General features: G+C 55.0%; 18 protein-coding genes and 2 pseudogenes. 5 read left to right on the plus strand and 15 right to left on the minus strand.

Annotation, left to right across the window (positions count from 1 at the left end; genetic code table 11):
- Positions 1–38: 38 nt before the first annotated feature.
- From INT84_RS14495 to INT84_RS14560, 14 genes and pseudogenes are all read right to left on the minus strand, one after another.
- Positions 39–395, minus strand: a pseudogene (locus INT84_RS14495) (aminotransferase); the annotation flags it as partial.
- Positions 396–458: 63 nt separating this feature from the next.
- A pseudogene (yhfZ, locus tag INT84_RS14500) lies at positions 459–1127 on the minus strand (GntR family transcriptional regulator YhfZ); the annotation flags it as partial.
- 61 nt (positions 1128–1188) lie between these two features.
- A complete protein-coding gene (trpS, locus tag INT84_RS14505; RefSeq protein ID WP_176917783.1) occupies positions 1189–2193 on the minus strand; it encodes a tryptophan--tRNA ligase in 1005 nt (334 codons plus the stop codon).
- Positions 2186–2947, minus strand: a complete 762-nt coding sequence (gene gph, locus INT84_RS14510) for a phosphoglycolate phosphatase (RefSeq protein ID WP_194207348.1) — start codon at positions 2945–2947, stop codon at positions 2186–2188. Before gph ends, trpS begins: the two co-directional genes overlap by 8 nt.
- Positions 2940–3617, minus strand: a complete 678-nt coding sequence (rpe, locus tag INT84_RS14515; protein WP_194207349.1) for a ribulose-phosphate 3-epimerase — start codon at positions 3615–3617, stop codon at positions 2940–2942. Before rpe ends, gph begins: the two co-directional genes overlap by 8 nt.
- 17 nt (positions 3618–3634) lie before the next feature.
- A complete protein-coding gene (gene dam, locus INT84_RS14520; RefSeq protein WP_194207350.1) occupies positions 3635–4474 on the minus strand; it encodes an adenine-specific DNA-methyltransferase in 840 nt (279 codons plus the stop codon).
- A gap of 73 nt (positions 4475–4547) precedes the next feature.
- Positions 4548–5846 (minus strand): cell division protein DamX, encoded by a 1299-nt coding sequence (gene damX, locus INT84_RS14525; RefSeq protein ID WP_194207351.1) that lies wholly within the window; start codon positions 5844–5846, stop codon positions 4548–4550.
- 93 nt (positions 5847–5939) lie between these two features.
- On the minus strand, positions 5940–7028 hold the full coding sequence (aroB, locus tag INT84_RS14530; RefSeq protein WP_194207352.1) for a 3-dehydroquinate synthase: 1089 nt from the start codon (positions 7026–7028) through the stop codon (positions 5940–5942).
- Between the two features lie 55 nt (positions 7029–7083).
- The gene (aroK, locus tag INT84_RS14535) at positions 7084–7605 is read right to left on the minus strand and encodes a shikimate kinase AroK (RefSeq protein WP_103677226.1); all 522 of its coding nucleotides are present in this window, start codon (positions 7603–7605) and stop codon (positions 7084–7086) included.
- Positions 7606–7897: 292 nt separating this feature from the next.
- A complete protein-coding gene (gene hofQ / locus INT84_RS14540; RefSeq protein ID WP_194207353.1) occupies positions 7898–9136 on the minus strand; it encodes a DNA uptake porin HofQ in 1239 nt (412 codons plus the stop codon).
- The gene (locus tag INT84_RS14545; RefSeq protein WP_194207354.1) at positions 9048–9452 is read right to left on the minus strand and encodes a HofP DNA utilization family protein; all 405 of its coding nucleotides are present in this window, start codon (positions 9450–9452) and stop codon (positions 9048–9050) included. Before INT84_RS14545 ends, hofQ begins: the two co-directional genes overlap by 89 nt.
- Positions 9442–9912, minus strand: a complete 471-nt coding sequence (locus tag INT84_RS14550) for a hypothetical protein (RefSeq protein ID WP_194207355.1) — start codon at positions 9910–9912, stop codon at positions 9442–9444. The genes INT84_RS14545 and INT84_RS14550 overlap by 11 nt, the downstream gene beginning before the upstream one ends.
- Positions 9893–10432: a PilN domain-containing protein gene (locus tag INT84_RS14555; protein ID WP_194207356.1), complete on the minus strand. Its 540-nt coding sequence runs from the start codon at positions 10430–10432 to the stop codon at positions 9893–9895. The genes INT84_RS14550 and INT84_RS14555 overlap by 20 nt, the downstream gene beginning before the upstream one ends.
- A 2-nt stretch (positions 10433–10434) precedes the next feature.
- Entirely contained in the window at positions 10435–11226 is a 792-nt protein-coding gene (locus INT84_RS14560) for a pilus assembly protein (RefSeq protein WP_194207357.1), read from the minus strand.
- 119 nt (positions 11227–11345) lie between these two features.
- Between INT84_RS14560 and mrcA the strand changes: the two genes are divergently transcribed.
- A complete protein-coding gene (gene mrcA / locus INT84_RS14565) occupies positions 11346–13898 on the plus strand; it encodes a peptidoglycan glycosyltransferase/peptidoglycan DD-transpeptidase MrcA (RefSeq protein WP_194207358.1) in 2553 nt (850 codons plus the stop codon).
- A gap of 183 nt (positions 13899–14081) precedes the next feature.
- Here the strand turns inward: mrcA and nudE are convergent, their stop codons facing one another.
- On the minus strand, positions 14082–14642 hold the full coding sequence (nudE, locus tag INT84_RS14570) for an ADP compounds hydrolase NudE (protein WP_176917771.1): 561 nt from the start codon (positions 14640–14642) through the stop codon (positions 14082–14084).
- Positions 14643–14944: 302 nt separating this feature from the next.
- On the opposite strand from nudE, the gene INT84_RS14575 reads away from it, so the two are divergent.
- The 4 genes from INT84_RS14575 to hslO are packed head-to-tail and all read left to right on the plus strand — an operon-like array spanning position 14945 to position 19114.
- On the plus strand, positions 14945–17074 hold the full coding sequence (locus tag INT84_RS14575; RefSeq protein ID WP_194207359.1) for an intracellular growth attenuator family protein: 2130 nt from the start codon (positions 14945–14947) through the stop codon (positions 17072–17074).
- A gap of 56 nt (positions 17075–17130) precedes the next feature.
- Positions 17131–17814, plus strand: coding sequence for a GMP/IMP nucleotidase (yrfG, locus tag INT84_RS14580; RefSeq protein ID WP_176917769.1), 684 nt, complete (start codon positions 17131–17133; stop codon positions 17812–17814).
- Entirely contained in the window at positions 17811–18212 is a 402-nt protein-coding gene (gene hslR / locus INT84_RS14585) for a ribosome-associated heat shock protein Hsp15 (RefSeq protein ID WP_194207360.1), read from the plus strand. The genes yrfG and hslR overlap by 4 nt, the downstream gene beginning before the upstream one ends.
- 23 nt (positions 18213–18235) lie before the next feature.
- Positions 18236–19114 (plus strand): Hsp33 family molecular chaperone HslO, encoded by an 879-nt coding sequence (gene hslO, locus INT84_RS14590; RefSeq protein ID WP_194207361.1) that lies wholly within the window; start codon positions 18236–18238, stop codon positions 19112–19114.
- The last annotated feature ends 4 nt before the right edge of the window (positions 19115–19118 follow it).

Consider the following 19118-nt stretch of genomic DNA (forward strand, 5'->3'; position numbering starts at 1 on the left):
TTGCATCGATAAAAAACCGGGCATTCCCGGTTTTTTTATTATAATGTCAGGCAACTCTCGCGTAAGATCCGCAATACGGTTTCTTCGCCATTTCGATTCGGATTAATACGGTTCGTATCATGCTCAGCTCCCGGATCTGCTTCCCGAAACGTTCCAGAAAGCCGATAAAACAGCGGCGGGATCTCGTATTTAGATTCAGCGCCAACCGGCCATGGTAGCGCACCAAAACGCGGAGCATTCTCCAGCACCTGGCTGGCAATAGGTTTCTGAAAAGTTACCAGCAACACTTTAGACTGCGCATTGGCGATTATGGCGTGCTTCACCTGCGGTATGGCCCCCTGATTCAACATGAAGCACAGACGTTCGGTTACGCCAGCCTGCACTGCATGCATCACAAATATCCTTATCAATAACGCCAGCCTCGCACAGCAGGTTTAACCGCTTTTCCATAGGATCTCCTAATAACTTGGCTCAGCCAGACCGTTAAGTACGCGCTGCTGATGGTCAAGAAGCGCATGTTTATCCACCATCGTGCGCAGCAGCTGCTGGATGGGTACGTCATCGCTACGGGTGAGAACCACCGCTTCCGATGCCTGTATAAAACGCAGATCGCCGGTAAGGGGTTTTGCCACCAGGCCATGAGATGCCAGATCCGCCGCATTGGCCACGTTCCAGATTGCAGCATCGATATCACCCCGCGCAATGTGGCTCAGACAGTCGTGATACGGCACATCGAGCCGTTCAACCTGCTGATGGCCAAAACAAATGTCAGTCATAATGCGCTGGTCGGCAGAACGAGGATCCAGTCCCACTCGCTGAATTTGCTGGCTATCAGCACGGCAAATCAGCGTGTGTTCTCCGACATAGGTATGCGCTCCCAGCTCCAGCGCCATACAGACGTCGCCGTTATCAAGGTAGCTTTGCGCCGCCAGCCGGGATACGACCGCCAGGTCATACACGCCGTTGAGCAGGCACTCCACGCGCACATCTGAACCGCGCATATGTGCGTAATAAAACGGAATGCCGTCAAACTGCGCCTTCAGGCCGCTCGCCAGCCCCTCATACAGCCGGGTGTACGGCAGGGGCATCGCACACACTACAGTACCGATATCTGCAAACGCCAAAAGGAAATGATGCAAAAAGGAAGTTACTTTCGCCCTCTTCGTGAAGAAGAGGGCAGAGGTGATTTTAGGGCTTCGCCACAAATCCAATCGCTTCGTAGACCTTTTTCAGCGTCTCAGACGCGCGCGCGCTGGCTTTTTCCGCACCCTCTTTCATGATCTTTTGCAGGAAAGCTTCGTCGTTGCGGAAGCGGTGATAACGCTCCTGCAACTCGGTCAGCATCCCTGATACGGCATCCGCAACTTCACCTTTCAGATGACCATACATCTTGCCTTCGAAATGCTGCTCCAGCTCAGCGATACTTTGACCGGTTACGCCGGAAAGAATATCCAGCAGGTTAGATACCCCCGCTTTATTCTGCACATCGTAACGAACCACCGGTGGCTCTTCGGAGTCGGTGACCGCGCGTTTGATCTTCTTCACCACTGATTTCGGATCTTCCAGCAGGCCGATCACGTTATTGCGGTTATCGTCCGACTTGGACATTTTTTTCGTCGGATCGAGCAGCGACATCACGCGCGCGCCAGATTTCGGAATAAACGGCTCAGGCACTTTAAACACCTCGCCGTACAGCGCATTAAAGCGAGAGGCGATATCGCGGCTCAGCTCCAGATGCTGTTTCTGGTCTTCGCCGACCGGTACCTGGTTGGTCTGGTACAGCAGAATGTCCGCCGCCATCAGCACCGGATAATCAAACAGACCGGCATTGATGTTTTCGGCATAGCGCGCCGATTTATCTTTAAACTGCGTCATCCGGCTCAGTTCGCCGAAGTAGGTATAGCAGTTCAACGCCCAACCAAGCTGGGCGTGTTCAGTAACGTGAGACTGAACAAAAATAGTGCTTTTTTCCGGATCGATGCCGCAGGCCAGGTAAAGCGCCAGAGTATCCAGCGTGGCCTTACGCAGCTTTTCAGGATCCTGACGCGCGGTAATGGCATGAAGGTCAACGATGCAATAGATGCAGTGATAGTCATCCTGCATGTTTACCCACTGACGCAGCGCACCCATGTAATTACCAATGGTCAATTCACCTGAGGGCTGTGCGCCACTAAAGACGATGGGCTTAGTCATTTTTTAATTCCTGGTTTTCACTGTGCAAAAGCCCGAGTGCGGGCAGAAGTTCATTGAAGCGATCGAAAATGTAATCTGGATTGCTTAACGTAATCGCTTCGCCATAGTTATAGCCGTAGGTTAATCCTACGGAGCAGCAGCCCGCCGCAGCGGCGGCCTGAATATCATTGCGCGAATCGCCGACAAAAAGCAGCGCTTGCGGCGCGATACCGAGCCGACTGGCAACCAGCAGCAGCGGTTCCGGGTGCGGTTTTTTATTCTGTACGTCGTCACCACCAATCACCACGCTGAAATATTTGGCGATATCCAGCGCCTCCAGCAGCGGCGCGACAAACGGGGTCGGCTTATTGGTTACCAGCGCCAGCGGCAGCCCCTGCGCGTTCAGCGCGGCTAACGTGTCGGCAACATCAGGAAAGAGAAAGCTGCCCTCTTCGGCGAACTGCGCGTAATAGCGATCGAACAACTTGCGCAGAATACGCATCTGCTCTTCCTGCGGGATATCCCCCTCATCAACGGAAGGTTTACCCGAGGCGGCACGCTGAGTGGCCCGCTCCTGACGCGCCCAGGTCAGCGCGCGCTCCATCAATACATCCGCGCCGTTGCCGATCCACGTGATCACCCGTGCTTCACCGGCCTGCGGCAGCTCCAGCGCATACAGCGCGCTGTCAACGGCGGATGTCAGACCCGGCGCGCTGTCGACCAGCGTACCGTCGAGATCGAAAGCGACGCCCTGAATGGTTTTTAGCTTATCCATGACTTACCTTCGCCAGTTCGCGGCGCATCTCATCGATAACCTGCTTGTAATCCGGTTTGTCAAAAATCGCCGAACCGGCGACGAACATATCCGCACCTGCGGCGGCAATCTCGGCGATGTTATTGACCTTCACGCCACCATCCACTTCAAGACGAATGTCGAAGCCGGAAGCATCGATGCGGCGGCGCACTTCACGCAGTTTATCCAGCGTGTGCGGAATGAACGATTGACCACCGAAGCCTGGATTAACCGACATCAGCAGGATCACATCCAGCTTATCCATGACGTAATCCAGATAGCTCAGCGAGGTCGCCGGGTTAAACACCAGACCAGCCTTACAACCGTGCTCTTTGATCAGCTGCAATGTGCGATCCACATGCTCAGACGCTTCGGGGTGGAAAGTAATAATGCTGGCACCAGCCGCGGCGAAGTCAGGAACCAGGCGATCGACCGGTTTGACCATCAGATGAACGTCAATGGGTGCAGTAATACCGTAGTTGCGTAAGGATTTCAGTACCATCGGCCCGATAGTCAGGTTAGGTACATAATGGTTGTCCATGACATCGAAATGAACAACGTCCGCACCTGCCGCCAGCGCTTTTTCGGTATCTTCACCCAGACGGGCAAAATCCGCTGACAAAATCGAAGGGGCAATTAAGTACTGGCTCATCCGCATCTCCTTGAAATTTATTTAATGTCGGGCAAAACGATCTCTGGATGGTACAGCGCCAGCAGTTCGTTCACCTTCTTACGTGTTCCGCCGTTGCTGCTAATGCTCCGGCGTACTTTAATGACATTGGTCCTGGCCGCTAATTTATACCACTCGCGCGTCAGCGCCGTATCGTGGTTGGAGATCAGCACCGGGATCTGATTACTGACCAGCCCTTCCGCCAGTTGCGCCAGGTGGGCCTGCTGTTCCAGACTAAAACTGTTGGTATGGTAAGCGGTAAAATTTGCCGTGGTGGAAAGCGGCGCATACGGCGGATCGCAATACACGACCGAACCATTCATCGCCCGCGCCATGCTGTCTGCGTAGGTTTCACAGAAGAAAAAGGCGTTCTGCGCTTTCTCGGCAAAGTGATACAGCTCCGCTTCCGGGAAGTAAGGCTTTTTATAGCGGCCAAAGGGGACGTTAAATTCGCCGCGAAGGTTATAGCGACACAGTCCGTTATAGCCATGACGGTTCAGATATAAAAACAGCACCGCCCGCCGAAAGGGGTCGTGGCACTGATTAAATTCTTCCCGAAACTGATAATACTGCTCCGCCACGTTGGTGACAGGCGTGAACATCTCGCGTGAAGCCGCCACATACTCGTCGGTTTGCGATTTAACGATGTTGTAGAGGCTTATCAGGTCGCTGTTGATATCCGCAAGGATATAACGAGAAAAGTCGGTGTTTAAAAACACCGACCCGGCACCCACAAAGGGTTCAATCAGGCATTCGCCGTGCGGCAAATGCTTTTTGATATCGTCGAGCAGGGAGAACTTCCCCCCTGCCCATTTCAGAAAAGCGCGATTCTTTTTCATGCTGGCTGATTACATTTTCTCCGGCTGTGGAGAACGCTCCGACAGCATACTGCGCTTTGTCTATGCCCAACCATTACTTCAGATCGGCCTGAACCTGATGCAGTGGTTTTGCCCACGGGTTTTTCGCCTGTACATCAGCAGGCAGTCCGGTCACGGCACGTTTAGCATCGTCTTTCGAGGCATAAACACCGCTAACCAGCACATACCAGGGCTGCCCGTTACGGGTAGTCTGATATACCACGTAATTTTTCAGGTTTTCTTTCTTCGCCCAACCGTTCAGGTTGTCGTAGCTGGAAGAACTGCTGAGCTGCAAGGTGTAGTGGTTGGACGGCGCAGACTTCAGCGAACCCACATTACCCGCAGATTTTGCCTCTGTCGTGGCGGCTGGGGCACTCGCAGCCGGAGCAGCGGTCGTGGCGGCTGGCGTAGACGCGGTTGCCGTCGGCGCTTTTGCTGCCGGAGCAGTGGCGGCCGGAGCGGTCGTCGTGGCAGTCGCCTTCGGTGCAGTCGTGGTTGCTGCTGGCGCTTTCACCGGCGCAGTGGTGGTTTCAGTGCGTTTAGGCTGAGCAACCGGTTTTGGCTCGGTGACCGTTTGTTTTGCCGTTTGCTGCGGCTTACTTTGCGGTTTCGGCTCAATGACCGCCTGCTTACGTTCAGGGCGCGTGGTCGCGTTATGACGTTCAGTTGTCTCGCCAGTCGTGGCCTGACGTGGAGCATTGCCATTACGCACAGCGGCAACGGTCGCAGGTTCCGTCGGCAGCGTTGAATTCACTGCGGTATCGACCTGTCCCTGCTGCTGAGTCAGCGCGTTATTTAGATCGCCCTGAACCTCAACACGCTGCTGATTTTCAGGCGCGGCCGTGGGCTGCCCTTCCGTTGGTGTAGAGGAAATTGGCGGTAAAGAGACATCCTGCGAAGCGGTATCTGCCTTCTGGTTTGCAGCAGGCTGAGTCGCGTTTTGCTGATCGCCAGAAAGCGAGATGTCTTTCTCTGCGGTGGTGGACGGCTCACTCTTCGACGGCGATTTTAGTGCGGAGCCAATGCCGGCAATCAGCAGCAGGAGCACCACAATGCCAACGCCCATCATGATGTACTGACGGGAAGCAGGCTTACGCGCTGGCGCTTTCTTACGCTTGCGCGGGCGACGCTCTACCGGCTCTTCTTCATCAAAAGCCTCGTCTTCTGCCTGATACTCTTCTTCTTCACGCGTTCGGCGCGTTGCACGCGTAGAACGCGGTTCATCGGCATCCAGCTCTACGTCGTCAAAATTGATCTGCGGATCGTTATCGCGATCGGAAGCCTGCCGAGAACGACCAGTACGACGATCGCTGGGATCGGGTTTCAGCTCGTCTTCTGGTTTGAATTCATCCATTTAACACCCCACTAAAAGGCTTATGCCCACTACGATTGCACATCGCCCGACGTTAAAACGCCACGTAAAAACGTGGCAGACACTTCTTATTTGTTACACCCGCTGACAATCAGCAATGGCGCTCAGTACGATATCATGCCCTACACCGCCGCGAACCTCACTCTTGCCAATACCGAGCGGCAATACCAGACGCATTTCACCCGCCAGCACTTTTTTGTCACGCAGCATATGCGGCAAATACGCGTCGGCAGACATCTCTTGCGGTCCATGGACTGGCAGACCTGCACGCTCCAGCAGAGTGATAATACGCTGCGTATCCTGCGCTGCAAACAGTCCCAGACGTTCTGCCGTTTTTGCGGCCATTACCATGCCCGCAGAAACCGCTTCACCATGTAGCCAGTTACCGTAACCCATCTCGGCTTCGATAGCATGACCGAATGTGTGTCCAAGATTGAGCAACGCACGCAATCCCGTCTCGCGCTCGTCGGCAGCGACAACCTCTGCTTTGATTTCGCAACAGCGGCGAATGCAGTACGCCATCGCTTTTTCGTCAAGCGCCAGCAGAGCATCAATATTATTTTCCAGCCAGCCGAAAAAGTCGCCATCAAGAATGATGCCGTATTTAATGACTTCAGCCAGCCCGGAAGAGAGTTCACGCTTCGGCAGGGTTTTCAGACAGTCGAGATCGACAACCACAGACGCGGGTTGCCAGAAAGCGCCAATCATATTTTTGCCGAGAGGGTGATTTACCGCCGTTTTGCCTCCAACAGAGGAGTCAACCTGCGACAGTAACGTGGTAGGAACCTGGATAAAACGCACACCACGCTGATAGCTGGCGGCGGCAAAACCGGTGAGATCGCCTACAACACCGCCGCCAAGGGCGATCAGCGTCGTATCGCGACCGTGCGGTTTTTGCAGTAGTGCAGTAAAGACCGTATCCATCACCGCCAGGCTTTTATACTGCTCGCCGTCGGGAAGGATCACGCTGTCGACCTTAACACCCGCCTGCTGAAGGACCGTCGTTACCTTGTCCATCCAGAGCGGAGCCAGCGTTTCATTGGTGACCAACATGACCTGATCGCCTGATTTAAGCGGCAAGAAGGAAGCTGGATCGTTAAACAAACCAGCCGCGATGGTAATCGGGTAACTACGTTCCCCGAGAGTAACAGTAAGCCTCTCCATAACGCGACGTCTACCTTAGTTGCTTATACTCGCTGGCCTGTGTATTCAGCCAGAATCAGTTGCTTTCCAGCATATGAATAATCTGGTTTGCGACGACTTTAGCGCTCTGGTCATCAGTGCGAATGGTGACGTCAGCAATCTCTTCGTACAGCGGATTACGTTCATTCGCCAGGGCTTCCAGAACTTCACGCGGCGGCGTCTCTACCTGTAACAGGGGACGTTTTTTGTCACGCTGCGTACGGGCGAGTTGCTTTTCGATTGTCGTTTCAAGATACACCACAACCCCGCGAGCGGAGAGCCGATTGCGCGTTTCACGTGATTTTACAGAGCCGCCGCCGGTTGCCAGCACAATGCCCTGCTTTTCCGTCAATTCATTGATGACTTTTTCTTCGCGATCGCGGAAGCCTTCTTCACCTTCAACATCGAAGACCCAACCTACATCAGCACCAGTGCGTTTCTCGATCTCCTGGTCTGAGTCGTAAAATTCCATATTAAGCTGTTGAGCTAACTGACGCCCAATAGTGCTTTTGCCGGCACCCATAGGCCCAACCAGAAAGATATTGCGTTTCTCTGCCATTTTTTCGGTACTACTAAGACTATTCGTTAATGATAAACCTGCTTTGCAGACTTCCAGCGGTGCAGGAAATGAACTGAAACCTCTTATGCGATAGAGCGAGAGTCAGACTAAAAATTATCTCAATACTCTGACGGGTTTGGCAACTGAATAAATTACCCTGTCCAGGTAATCATCACTCCTACTTAAGCCGCGAGACTGACTCTCAAATCGGTACTCCTTGTATGCTAAATCCTTCCTCACGTCAAACGCCTGACGCGGATTTAACACAAAGCGCCATCACCAAAAACGGCGTTCAGGCTCCGGGAATCAGACGTGGAGTGATGAATACTACCAGTTCACGACGCTCATTGTCTTTTCCATCGTGACGAAAAAGTTGCCCTACCCAGGGAATGTCGCCAAGTAGCGGGATGCTATCGCGGGCCGATTTATTTTTTTGTGAGAAAATGCCGCCTAACGCCAGCGTTTCTCCACTTTTCACTTCTACCTGCGTTTCAATTTCCTGTTTATCAATCGTCAGTACTTCCCCGTCTGCCTGTTGCAGGACCTGACCCGGCATATCCTGACTGATACGCAGCTTAAGGCGGATCCTGCCCTGTTGCAGTACCGTTGGCGTGACCTCCATCCCCAGCACGGCTTCCTTAAATTCCACCGAGGTCGCGCCGCTCTCGCCGCTGGAGACCTGATAGGGGATCTCGCTCCCCTGCTTGATGCTGGCAGGCTGAAGATGCGAGGCCAGAAGACGCGGACTGGCAATAATATCCAGTTGCTGCTGTTGCTCCAGCGCCGAAAGCTCCAGCTCCAGCAACCGTCCGTTGATCCGCCCGATGTTAAACCCGGCGCGGGTGGACGCCGAACTGACGGATAAATCGCTGCTGAGCGTGGTGATTTTACCTGCGCCGGGGGGTTGCGTGGCGTCAGCCAGACTCCATTTTACGCCCAGCTCACGCAGGCTTTTTTCATTGATAGTGACAATATGCGCGGCCAGCTCGACCTGACCGACCGGCAAATCCATTTCCGCGACCCAGCGCTGAAGCACTTCCAGATTCGCTTTATCATCACGCAATAATAGCCGGTTCATCCGTTTATCAACGGTCATCGTGCCTCGTGAGCTCAGAAGTTTTGCTCCGGCTTTCGCCAGTTCTTCTGCATCGGCATACTGCAACGTAATGCTCTCTCCGCTGAGCGGCAGGTTCTGCTGCTGCCTGAGACGATCCGCCTCCTGCTGTGCAAGTCGCGCCGTTTGCCAGGACTGCGAATGTACGTGCATCACCGTTCCCTCCTGGCGCAAAACCAGACCGGCGCTGCTGAGCACCGTTTGCAGCGCCTGCTTCCAGGGGACTTTAACCAGACGCAGCGACAGCGTGCCGGTGACGTCGGGGGCAATAATAAGGTTTTGCTGCTCTAAATCCGCCAGCGTCTGTAGTACCTGCGCGACGGGGACATCATCCACCACCAGCGAGACCGGCTGCGTTTTTTGCGCCCACGCCAGCGGCATTAACATCAGCAGCAGAATGCTTATCCCTGTTTTCATGTTGCTCTCCTTCCCGTGACCATGACCAGCGCGCGGGATCGCATCCCGCCCCGGTTTCAATTTCTAATACCTGCGAGGTGAGTTGTACGACTCGCCAACCCGCAGGCAACTGACTGCCCGTTTCCACCCGCCGCCATTTCCCCTGGGCATCACGGACTATGCCAATCCGTCTGGGAGGATGATCGATCGTTCCCTGATAACGCCATTGCGCGAGCTGCGCCGTCTGGCAGCGATCTTCCGGCGGCTGAAAAGGATCGCGCATGCCAACGATCACGGGCAGGGTGATGAGCAGCAGGATCCCGTGTTTAACGCGCATCGTTTGGTTCCAGTTGCAACGTGAAACGTAACCTCCCGGCGACGGGTTCCAGCGTGAACGCCGTGACCGTCATATCCTGCTGCGCTAGCAGGGCGAAAACGCCGGGTACAGGCTGCCACGCGCTCTCCAGCACCAGCGTGCCGCCCTTCGCCGCAGGCTGCCAGCTCACCAGTTGGGCGTCTGTAATCTGAAAGTCGAGGGGCGAAAAAGGAGACGAGGTTGCGTGGTCATCGACCCGCGCATCATCTGGCGTTTTCAGCAGCAGAACCTCACGCCAGCGCGTTGTCAGGTGCTGGCGCTGGAGAGAAATTTGGGCCGCTTCAGCCGACATTTGCAGCCGTTGCGGATGAAGCCAGCACCACCAGGCCAGGCCCGCCAGCATAAGCGTAAAAAGGAGCCAGCACAGGCCGCGGCCTGCCGACGACAGCGCGTACCAGCGTTCAGGGTTGAACGTCATCATCACTCTCCCGGATAAGCTGATAGTTAAACTCCCAGCGTCCCTGTTCATCGCGCCCGGTTTTACCCGGCGTCCCTGCATGAAAGCCGGGTAATGCTTGCAGGGTGTCATTCACGGCTTTTAACGCCGCGAAGGTGTTCGCGCGGCCCGTCAGCGTCAGTACCTTTTGCTGAGCGTTGAGGTGGGTGAGCCATGCCTGCTCCGGCAGATGCAAAGCAATGTCGGATAACGTCTGCTGCCAGCGTTGAGTAATGTCACGCTGTTTCTGACGTGCCAGGTGTTGCGCCTGCACGGCCTGTCGCGCCTTCCACGACGCCTGACGCTGGGCCAGCGCATCGACCAGCGCGCGGTCCGCCTGCCGCCACAGATGCTGCGCTGTGCTGGCCGCTCCGGCGTCGGCACGCAGGGCGAAAACTGCCGCTGCCACGCTGAGCACAGAACCTGCGCAGCACAGCCCCCAGAAATTCAGGCACTGCTGACGACGGATTTGCCGCCAGGGTAAAAAATTGACGACGGTCGACATGGCTACCGCTCCCCCAGTGCCAGCGCCAGCGCAATGGCAAAGCGATCGCCGCAGGTGGGCAACGGCGGTTGCTGAAAGCTTATCGCGCTCCACGGATCAAGGTGCGGGGTCATCGTGGCCTGCGAGGTACACTGCACCAGTTGCTCAGCCTCACAGGCCAGATGTTTAGCGAGATGGACAGGCGAAGGTGCCTCATGCAGGTTGCAACTTCCCCAGTTATGGCGCGTCGCCCACAACCATCGATTGTCATGGCACCAGGCGAGACACTGCGCTTCGGCGCTTAGCCACGGCAGAAAACGTTGCAGTGCACAGGCATCCGGCGTAATCGCCGTCAGGTTTAACCTCAGTATTTTCGCCAGTTGGGAGAGGCTGCCGACATCCTGCTGCCGGGCGGCGGTGACGCGGTAGAGGTTTTCCTGCTCGCGCTCAAGATAGTCAAAACAGAGCGCTTCAGGCTCCATATCCAGCGACTGCGCCATAGACTGCGTTATCCACTCCGCCTGCTCGCGCTCACGCAGCACGAGCGCCGGTCGGGGCAGCGCTTTTTGCAGCGTTCTGGCGGCAGGAAGTGCCATGTGAATAGCGTGCTGAATCGGCAGCTCCCGTCGCCAGTCGCGTAACGCATCAACCAGCGCCTCCAGTTGCACAATTTGCCCCTGCTGCACGGTGCCGGAAACCAGCGGGATCTGCCACCAGCGGCGCAGCGACCAGCGCGCGCGAGTATGCTCAAGCGCAATGATAACTATCTGATCCTGCTGAATATGTAAGCCAGTTTGCCAGAGCCGAAATGCCATAAAAAACGATCTCCTTATCCACCGTCAAATGACGGCTATATCAATGCATCTGGCTTGCCTTTATACTACCGCGCGGTTGTTTATAAACTGCCCAGACCAAACTAAATGGGAAATCTCCGGTGAAGTTCGTAAAGTATTTATTCATCCTTGCAGTTTTTTGCATTCTGCTGGGAGCAGGCTCGATTTATGGCCTTTATAAATTTGTTGAGCCGCAACTGCCTGACGTCGCGACGCTCAAAGATGTGCGCCTGCAAATTCCAATGCAGATTTACAGCGCCGATGGCGAACTGATGGCGCAGTACGGCGAAAAACGTCGTATCCCGGTCACACTCGCTCAGATGCCGCCGGAAATGGTGAAAGCCTTTATCGCGACCGAAGATAGCCGCTTCTACGAGCATCATGGCGTCGATCCGGTGGGGATCTTCCGTGCCGCCAGCGTGGCGCTCTTTTCCGGCCACGCAACGCAGGGTGCCAGTACCATCACCCAACAGTTGGCGCGTAACTTCTTCCTGAGTCCGGAACGCACCCTGATGCGTAAAATCAAGGAAGTGTTCCTTGCAATCCGCATTGAGCAGTTAATGAGTAAAGATGAGATCCTCGAGCTCTATCTGAACAAAATTTACCTGGGTTATCGGGCTTATGGTGTGGGCGCTGCCGCGCAGGTTTATTTCGGTAAAACGGTCGATCAGCTGACATTAAGCGAGATGGCGACCATCGCGGGTTTGCCAAAAGCGCCTTCAACGTTTAACCCGCTTTATTCACTGGATCGGGCCACTTCACGACGTAATGTCGTGTTATCGCGGATGTTGAGCGAAGGCTATATCACCCAGGAGCAGTTTACTCAGGCGCGTAGCGAGACCATTGACGCCAATTATCACGCCCCGGAGATCGCCTTTTCTGCGCCGTATCTGACGGAACTGGTACGTCAGGAGATGGTCACCCGCTACGGCGAGAAAGCCTATGAAGACGGTTATCGCGTTTACACCACTATCAGCCGTAAAAATCAGCAGGCTGCGCAGAATGCCGTGCGCACTAACGTGCTGGATTACGATATGCGTCACGGTTATCGTGGCCCGGCAAACGTGCTGTGGAAAGTGGGCGAAGCCGCATGGGATACCAAAAAGATCACCGACTCGCTGAAAGCGCTGCCGTCATACGGTCCGCTGGCTCCGGCGGTCATTACGTCCGCCTCACCGCAGGAAGCGACCGCCATGCTGGGCGACGGGACAACGGTCTCGTTACGTATGGAAGGGGTTCGCTGGGCGCGTCCGTGGATCTCTGATACCCAGCAGGGCCGCACGCCGGGTAAAGTCACCGATGTGGTGCAGGCCGGTCAGCAGGTGTGGGTACGTCAGGTAAACGATAGCTGGTGGCTGGCGCAGGTTCCGGACGTCAACTCGGCACTGGTATCGATTAACCCGCACGACGGGGCGATCCTCGCGCTGGTCGGCGGTTTTGATTTCAACCAGAGCAAGTTTAACCGTGCAACGCAGGCGCTACGTCAGGTCGGGTCGAACATTAAGCCGTTCCTTTATACCGCGGCAATGGATAAAGGTCTGACGCTGGCCAGCATTCTGAATGACGTGCCGATTTCCCGCTGGGATGCCGGAGCCGGTTCAGACTGGCGTCCGAAAAACTCGCCTGCCGAATATGCCGGTCCTATTCGTCTGCGTCAGGGGCTGGGTCAGTCGAAAAACGTGGTGATGGTGCGCGCAATGCGGGCAATGGGCGTGGATTACGCGGCGGAGTATTTGCAGCGTTTCGGCTTTCCGGCACAGAACATCGTGCACACGGAATCACTGGCGCTGGGTTCCGCCTCCTTCACACCGATGCAGGTTGCGCGTGGCTATGCGGTGATGGCGAACGGCGGTTTCCTTGTCGATCCCTACTTCATCACTAAAATTGAAAACGACCAGGGCGGGGTGATTTTCGCAGCTAACCCGAAAGTCGCCTGTGCAGAGTGTGATATCCCGGTAATTTACGGCGAGACGCAGAAATCTAACGTGCTGGAAAATCAGGACGTTGAAGATGTTGCGACATCGCAGGAGCAAAAAAACCTGGCGGTGCCAATGCCCCAGCTGGAGCAGGCGAATCAGGATCTGGTGGCCCGCACCGGCAGCCAGCAGTACGCGCCGCACGTCATCAACACGCCGCTGGCCTTTTTGATCAAAAGCGCGCTGAACTCCAATATCTTTGGCGAACCGGGCTGGATGGGAACGGGCTGGCGTGCGGGGCGCGATTTACAGCGCCACGATATTGGCGGTAAAACCGGCACCACCAACAGCTCGAAAGACGCGTGGTTCTCCGGCTATGGTCCGGGCGCGGTGACGTCAGTATGGATTGGCTTTGACGATCATCGCCGCGATTTAGGCCGGACCACCGCTTCGGGAGCGATTAAAGATCAGATTTCCGGTTATGAAGGCGGTGCCAAGAGCGCTCAGCCTGCCTGGGATGCCTTTATGAAGTCGATTCTGGATGGCGTACCGGAAGATCCGCTTACGCCGCCGCCTGGGGTCATCACGGTGAATATCGATCGCAGCACCGGGCAGCTCGCGAACGGCGGCAACAGTCGCGCGGAGTATTTCATTGAGGGCACCCAGCCAACGCAGCAGGCGGTGCATGAAGTGGGTACAACGATTATTGATAACGGTGAGACGCACGAACTGTTTTGACAGATAGCTGCTTACTGCATTGCGGTGTGACTCCATGTCATCACATGCCGGGTGGCGCTTTGCTTACCCGGCCTACAACATGTGGAATATCAACGGATTATGCATTACCGCAGGCCCGGCAAGCGCAGCGCCGCCGGGCAGGACGCCAAACGCGGCATGAGATCGTTATAATGGCGGAAGGCGCTACAGCCGTCCCTGCCCTTTCAGCCATTCACGGACCAGAAACAGCGCGCTGACGTTGCGCGCTTCGTTAAAGTCCGGCTCTTCCAGCAGATCCATCAGATGCGCTAGCGGCCAGCGAACCTGCGGCAGCGGTTCAGGCTCATCGCCTTCCAGCGATTCCGGATAGAGATCTTCCGCCACCAGGATATTCATTTTGCTGGAAAAATAGGACGGTGCCATGCTGAGCTTTTTCAGGAAGGTCAGATTATTCGCGCCGAAACCGACCTCTTCTTTCAGCTCGCGGTTGCCAGCCTCAAAAATAGTCTCACCGGGATCGATAAGCCCCTTTGAGAAACCCAGCTCGTAAGATTCAGTCCCGACCGCATATTCACGGATCAAAATCAGATGGTCGTCGACGATGGGCACAATCATTACCGCCTCTCGCGTCGAGGGCCGCATCCTTTCATAGACACGACGCACGCCGTTACTGAATTCCAGATCGACACTTTCAACATTAAAAAGACGTGAGCTGGCGACCGTTTCAACGTTGAGGATGGTAGGTTTTTGTAATGGTTTGCTCATGGGGCCGGGTCTTTGCTGTGGTAACAGGCATTATTGTGCGACATGCCGCACGGTTTCGGCAATCCATATTGCTATTTCTTTACATTTTTGCAACTTTCCAAACCTTCCCACATTAACCACAAAAGTCAAGAGGTTGAAATTCAATTAAGAATAAACTGATACACGCTTTAAAATGGGTTTGTTACCATCGCGCGTTGCGGAATAACAGGTTAATTCTTGTGCGCTACAACAGACCTGCTGGGCTGCTGCCACCTTACGTAAATTATTCATAAGACCTGTAAGAAAAGTAAGATAGGAAAAGCATGAGCACCTTTTTGATTTTTTTTGCTGCTGTGCTGGCCTGCGTGCTGCTTGCAGGATGGTTTTTCAGACATAAATTTCACCGGCATCATTTGCCCTGGCTGCATACTTTCGCCAGCGCCACGACGCGTAAGCTGACGGCGGAAGAACAGAGTGCCGTTGAAAATTATCTGGATAGCCTCAGCCGCATCCAGCAGTTGCCCGTATCCGGTGCCAGCGCGCCGCCGGTCTCGCTAAGCCTTAATGCGCAAAGTTCTACCGTTATGGCCGTGACGCGCTCCATTACACGCTATGGCATCACGACCGACGATCCGAATAAATGGCGCTATTTTCTTGATTCCGTCGAAGTCCATCTGCCCCCGTTCTGGGAACAGTATATTAATGATGAAAATAGCGTTGAGTTGATTTACACCAGTTCGTTGCCACTGGTGATTTCACTGAATGGCCATACCTTAAACGAGTATATGCAGGAGGCGCACGGCTACGCTCTGGAGCGCCCGACATCGACTGAAACCTCTATTCGCGGTGAAGAAAGCGAGCAGATCGAACTGCTCAATATTCGCCAGCAAACGCGCGAAGAATACGCCCTGAGTCGCCCGGACGGTCTGCGCGAAGCATTGCTGATTGTCGCCTCTTTTCTATTTATGTTTTTCTGCCTCATCGTCCCCGACGTTTTTTTACCGTGGCTGACAGGTGGCGCAATCCTGTTGCTGGCTGCCGGGCTATGGGGGCTTTTTGCGCCACCGATGAAGAGTATGCGCCGTGAAATCCACTGTCTTCGTGGCACGCCTAAACGCTGGGGACTTTTTGGTGAAAATAATCTTGAGCAGATAAATAATATCTCGCTGGGCATTATCGATCTCATCTATCCACGTCACTGGCAGCCGTGGATCACTCAGGATTTAGGTCAGCAAACCAATATCGATATCTATCTCGACCGCCACGTGGTGCGCCAGGGACGTTTTTTATCGCTGCATGATGAAGTCAAAAACTTTCCGCTCCAGCACTGGCTGCGCAGCACGGTGATCGCGGCAGGCGCGCTGCTGGTGGTCATTATGCTGTATGCGACCGTACCGTTAGAGATGCCGTTTAAATTTACCCTTTCCTGGCTTAAGGGCGCACAAACCGTCGAGGCCACCAGCGTAAAACAGCTGACAGAGAAAGGCGTGCGTACCGGTGATACGTTGCGGATTCAGGGCAGCGGCATGTGTAATATTCATCCGGGCGGAAACTGGGGCTCCCGCGTCAGCTCGCCTTTCATGCCGTTTGACTGTTCACAAATCGTCTGGAATGATGCGCCTCCGCTGCCGTTACCAGAATCGGAAACCGTTAACAATGCGACCGCGCTGATGCAGGCGATGAACCAACAATTGCATCCAGGCCCCGATGAAATCACGCGCGTCAGCCCGGCGCTGCGTTCAGCGATCCAAAAATCAGGGATGGTATTGCTGGATGATTTTGCGGATATCGTGCTGAAAACGCAGCAACTCTGTGCGGCGGCGGACGAATGCGTCAGGCTGAAAAACGCGTTGGTCAATCTCGGTAATACTAAAGACTGGGAGACGCTGACCAAACGCGCCAGCGCAGGCAGACTGGACGGTGTTAACGTTTTGCTCCGTCCGGTCAGTGCGGAATCGCTGGAAAATATGGTGACGACCACCGCCGCGCCGTTTGTGACGCGTGAAACCTCGCGCGCGGCCCAGGCGCTCAACAGCCCGGCCCCCGGCGGTTTTCTGATTTCCAGCGACGAAGGTAGCGATCTGGTGAACCAACCTTACCCGCCGGTGACGCTGTATGATTATCCGGCGCATGAACAGTGGGAAGAGTTTCAGCGTCTGGCAGAAATGCTGATGCACACGCCGTTTACAGCTGAAGGCATCGTCACCAAAATTTATACTGATGCGAACGGTACTCAGCATATCAGCCTTCACCGTATGCCTGACCGCGCAGGGCTGTGGCGCTACCTGGCAACGACGCTGCTGATGCTGGCGATGATCGTCTGCGCGGTTTACAACGGTGTGCAGGCCATTCGCCGCTATCAGCGTAACCGCAGCCGTCTGGCAAAGATCCACGACTATTATGACAGCTGCCTGAACCCGGTATTGATCCCCTCGCCGGACAAGCTCTCCTGATTCTGAATAGCGACAGTTGTGGTACGCTGTCGCCTTTCTTCCCGCTGGAGAGTGATATGCATCCCGATATTCGCTGGCAGGACGTCGACACGGTCCTGCTGGATATGGACGGAACCCTGCTCGACCTCGCCTTTGACAACTATTTCTGGCAGCAACTGGTTCCCGAGACCTACGGCGCGGCACGCGGCGTCAGCCCGCAGGAAGCGCAGGTGCTCATCCGCCAGGAATACAGTGCGGTGCAGCATACGCTAAACTGGTATTGTCTGGATTACTGGAGCGAACGTCTGGGGCTGGATATCTGCGCGATGACCACCGCGCAGGGACCGCGTGCGTTATTACGTGAGGATACGGTTCCCTTTCTTGACGCGCTAAAAGCATGCGGGAAACAGCGTATTCTGCTGACCAATGCGCATCCGCACAATCTGGCCGTGAAGCTGGAGCATACGGGATTAGGTGCGCACCTTGATTTATTACTTTCCACCCACACATTTGGTTATCCGAAAGAGGATCAGCGCCTCTGGCAGGCGGTCAGGCAGGAAACCGGACTGAACCCTGAGAAGACGTTATTTATTGATGACAGCGAGCCGATTCTGGATGCCGCCGCACAATTTGGCATTCGCTATTGCCTTGGCGTCACCAACCCGGACTCCGGTCTGGCGGACAAGCACTATTTACGCCATCCGTCGCTCAATGATTACCGGCGTCTGATCCCCTCACTTACCGTGAAGGAGTTGCCATGAAAGAAAAGCCCTCTGACGCCGTCAGACTGGATAAATGGCTGTGGGCAGCCCGTTTTTATAAAACGCGTGCGCTGGCGCGCGAAATGGTTGAAGGCGGCAAGGTGCATTACAACGGTCAGCGCAGCAAGCCGAGTAAAATCGTCGAGCTGAATGCCACCCTCACGCTGCGTCAGGGCAATGATGAGCGCACGGTGATTGTGAAAGCGATTACCGAGCAGCGCCGCCCCTCCACGGAAGCGACGACGCTCTATGAAGAGACACCGGAAAGCGTGGAAAAGCGTGAGAAGATAGCGCTGGCGCGTAAAATGAATGCCCTGACCATGCCCCATCCCGACAGGCGACCGGATAAAAAAGAACGTCGCGACCTGATGAGATTTAAACACGGCGAAAACGAATAATGTCGCCCGCAAGAGAGACCACTATGACTCAACACGATCAACTTCACCGTTACCTGTTTGAAAATTACGCCGTGCGCGGCGAAATGGTAACCGTGTCGGAAAGCCTGCAAGAGATCCTTGCCAACCATAGCTATCCGCTGCCGGTGAAGACTATTCTCGCCGAGCTGCTGGTCGCCACCAGTCTGCTGACAGCAACGCTGAAATTTGACGGTGATATCACCGTTCAACTTCAGGGCGATGGCCCGATGAACCTGGCGGTAATTAACGGTAATAACCGCCAGCAGCTGCGCGGCGTAGCGCGTATGCAGGGCGAGATCCCGGAAAACGCCGATATGAAAACGCTGATCGGCAACGGTTATCTGGTGATCACCATTACGCCGGATGAGGGCGAGCGCTATCAGGGCGTGGTGGGTCTGGAAGGTGATACGCTGGCAGCCTGCCTGGAAGATTACTTTATGCGTTCTGAACAGTTGCCAACGCGTCTGTTTATCCGCACCGGTGAAGCGGACGGCAAACCAGCGGCAGGCGGCATGCTGTTGCAGGTGCTTCCGGCACAGGAAACGCAGATGAATGACTTTGAGCATCTGGCGACCCTGACCGAAACCATCAAAGCCGACGAGCTGTTTACGCTGCCCGCGAACGATGTATTGTGGCGTCTGTATCATGAGGAAGAGGTCACGCTGTACGAGCCGCAAAAGGTGGAGTTTAAATGTACCTGCTCTCGCGAGCGCTGTGCCGCGGCGCTGAAAACGCTGCCGGATGAAGAGCTGGACAGTATTCTGGCGGAAGACGGTGAAATCGACATGAACTGCGATTACTGCGGTAGTCACTATGTCTTTGACGCGATGGATATTACTGCTATTCGCAATAATGCCTCACCGGGCGATCCGCAGGTGCATTAATTTC

This window comes from Superficieibacter sp. 1612_C1 (assembly GCF_015234305.1).
Lineage (GTDB): Bacteria > Pseudomonadota > Gammaproteobacteria > Enterobacterales > Enterobacteriaceae > Superficieibacter.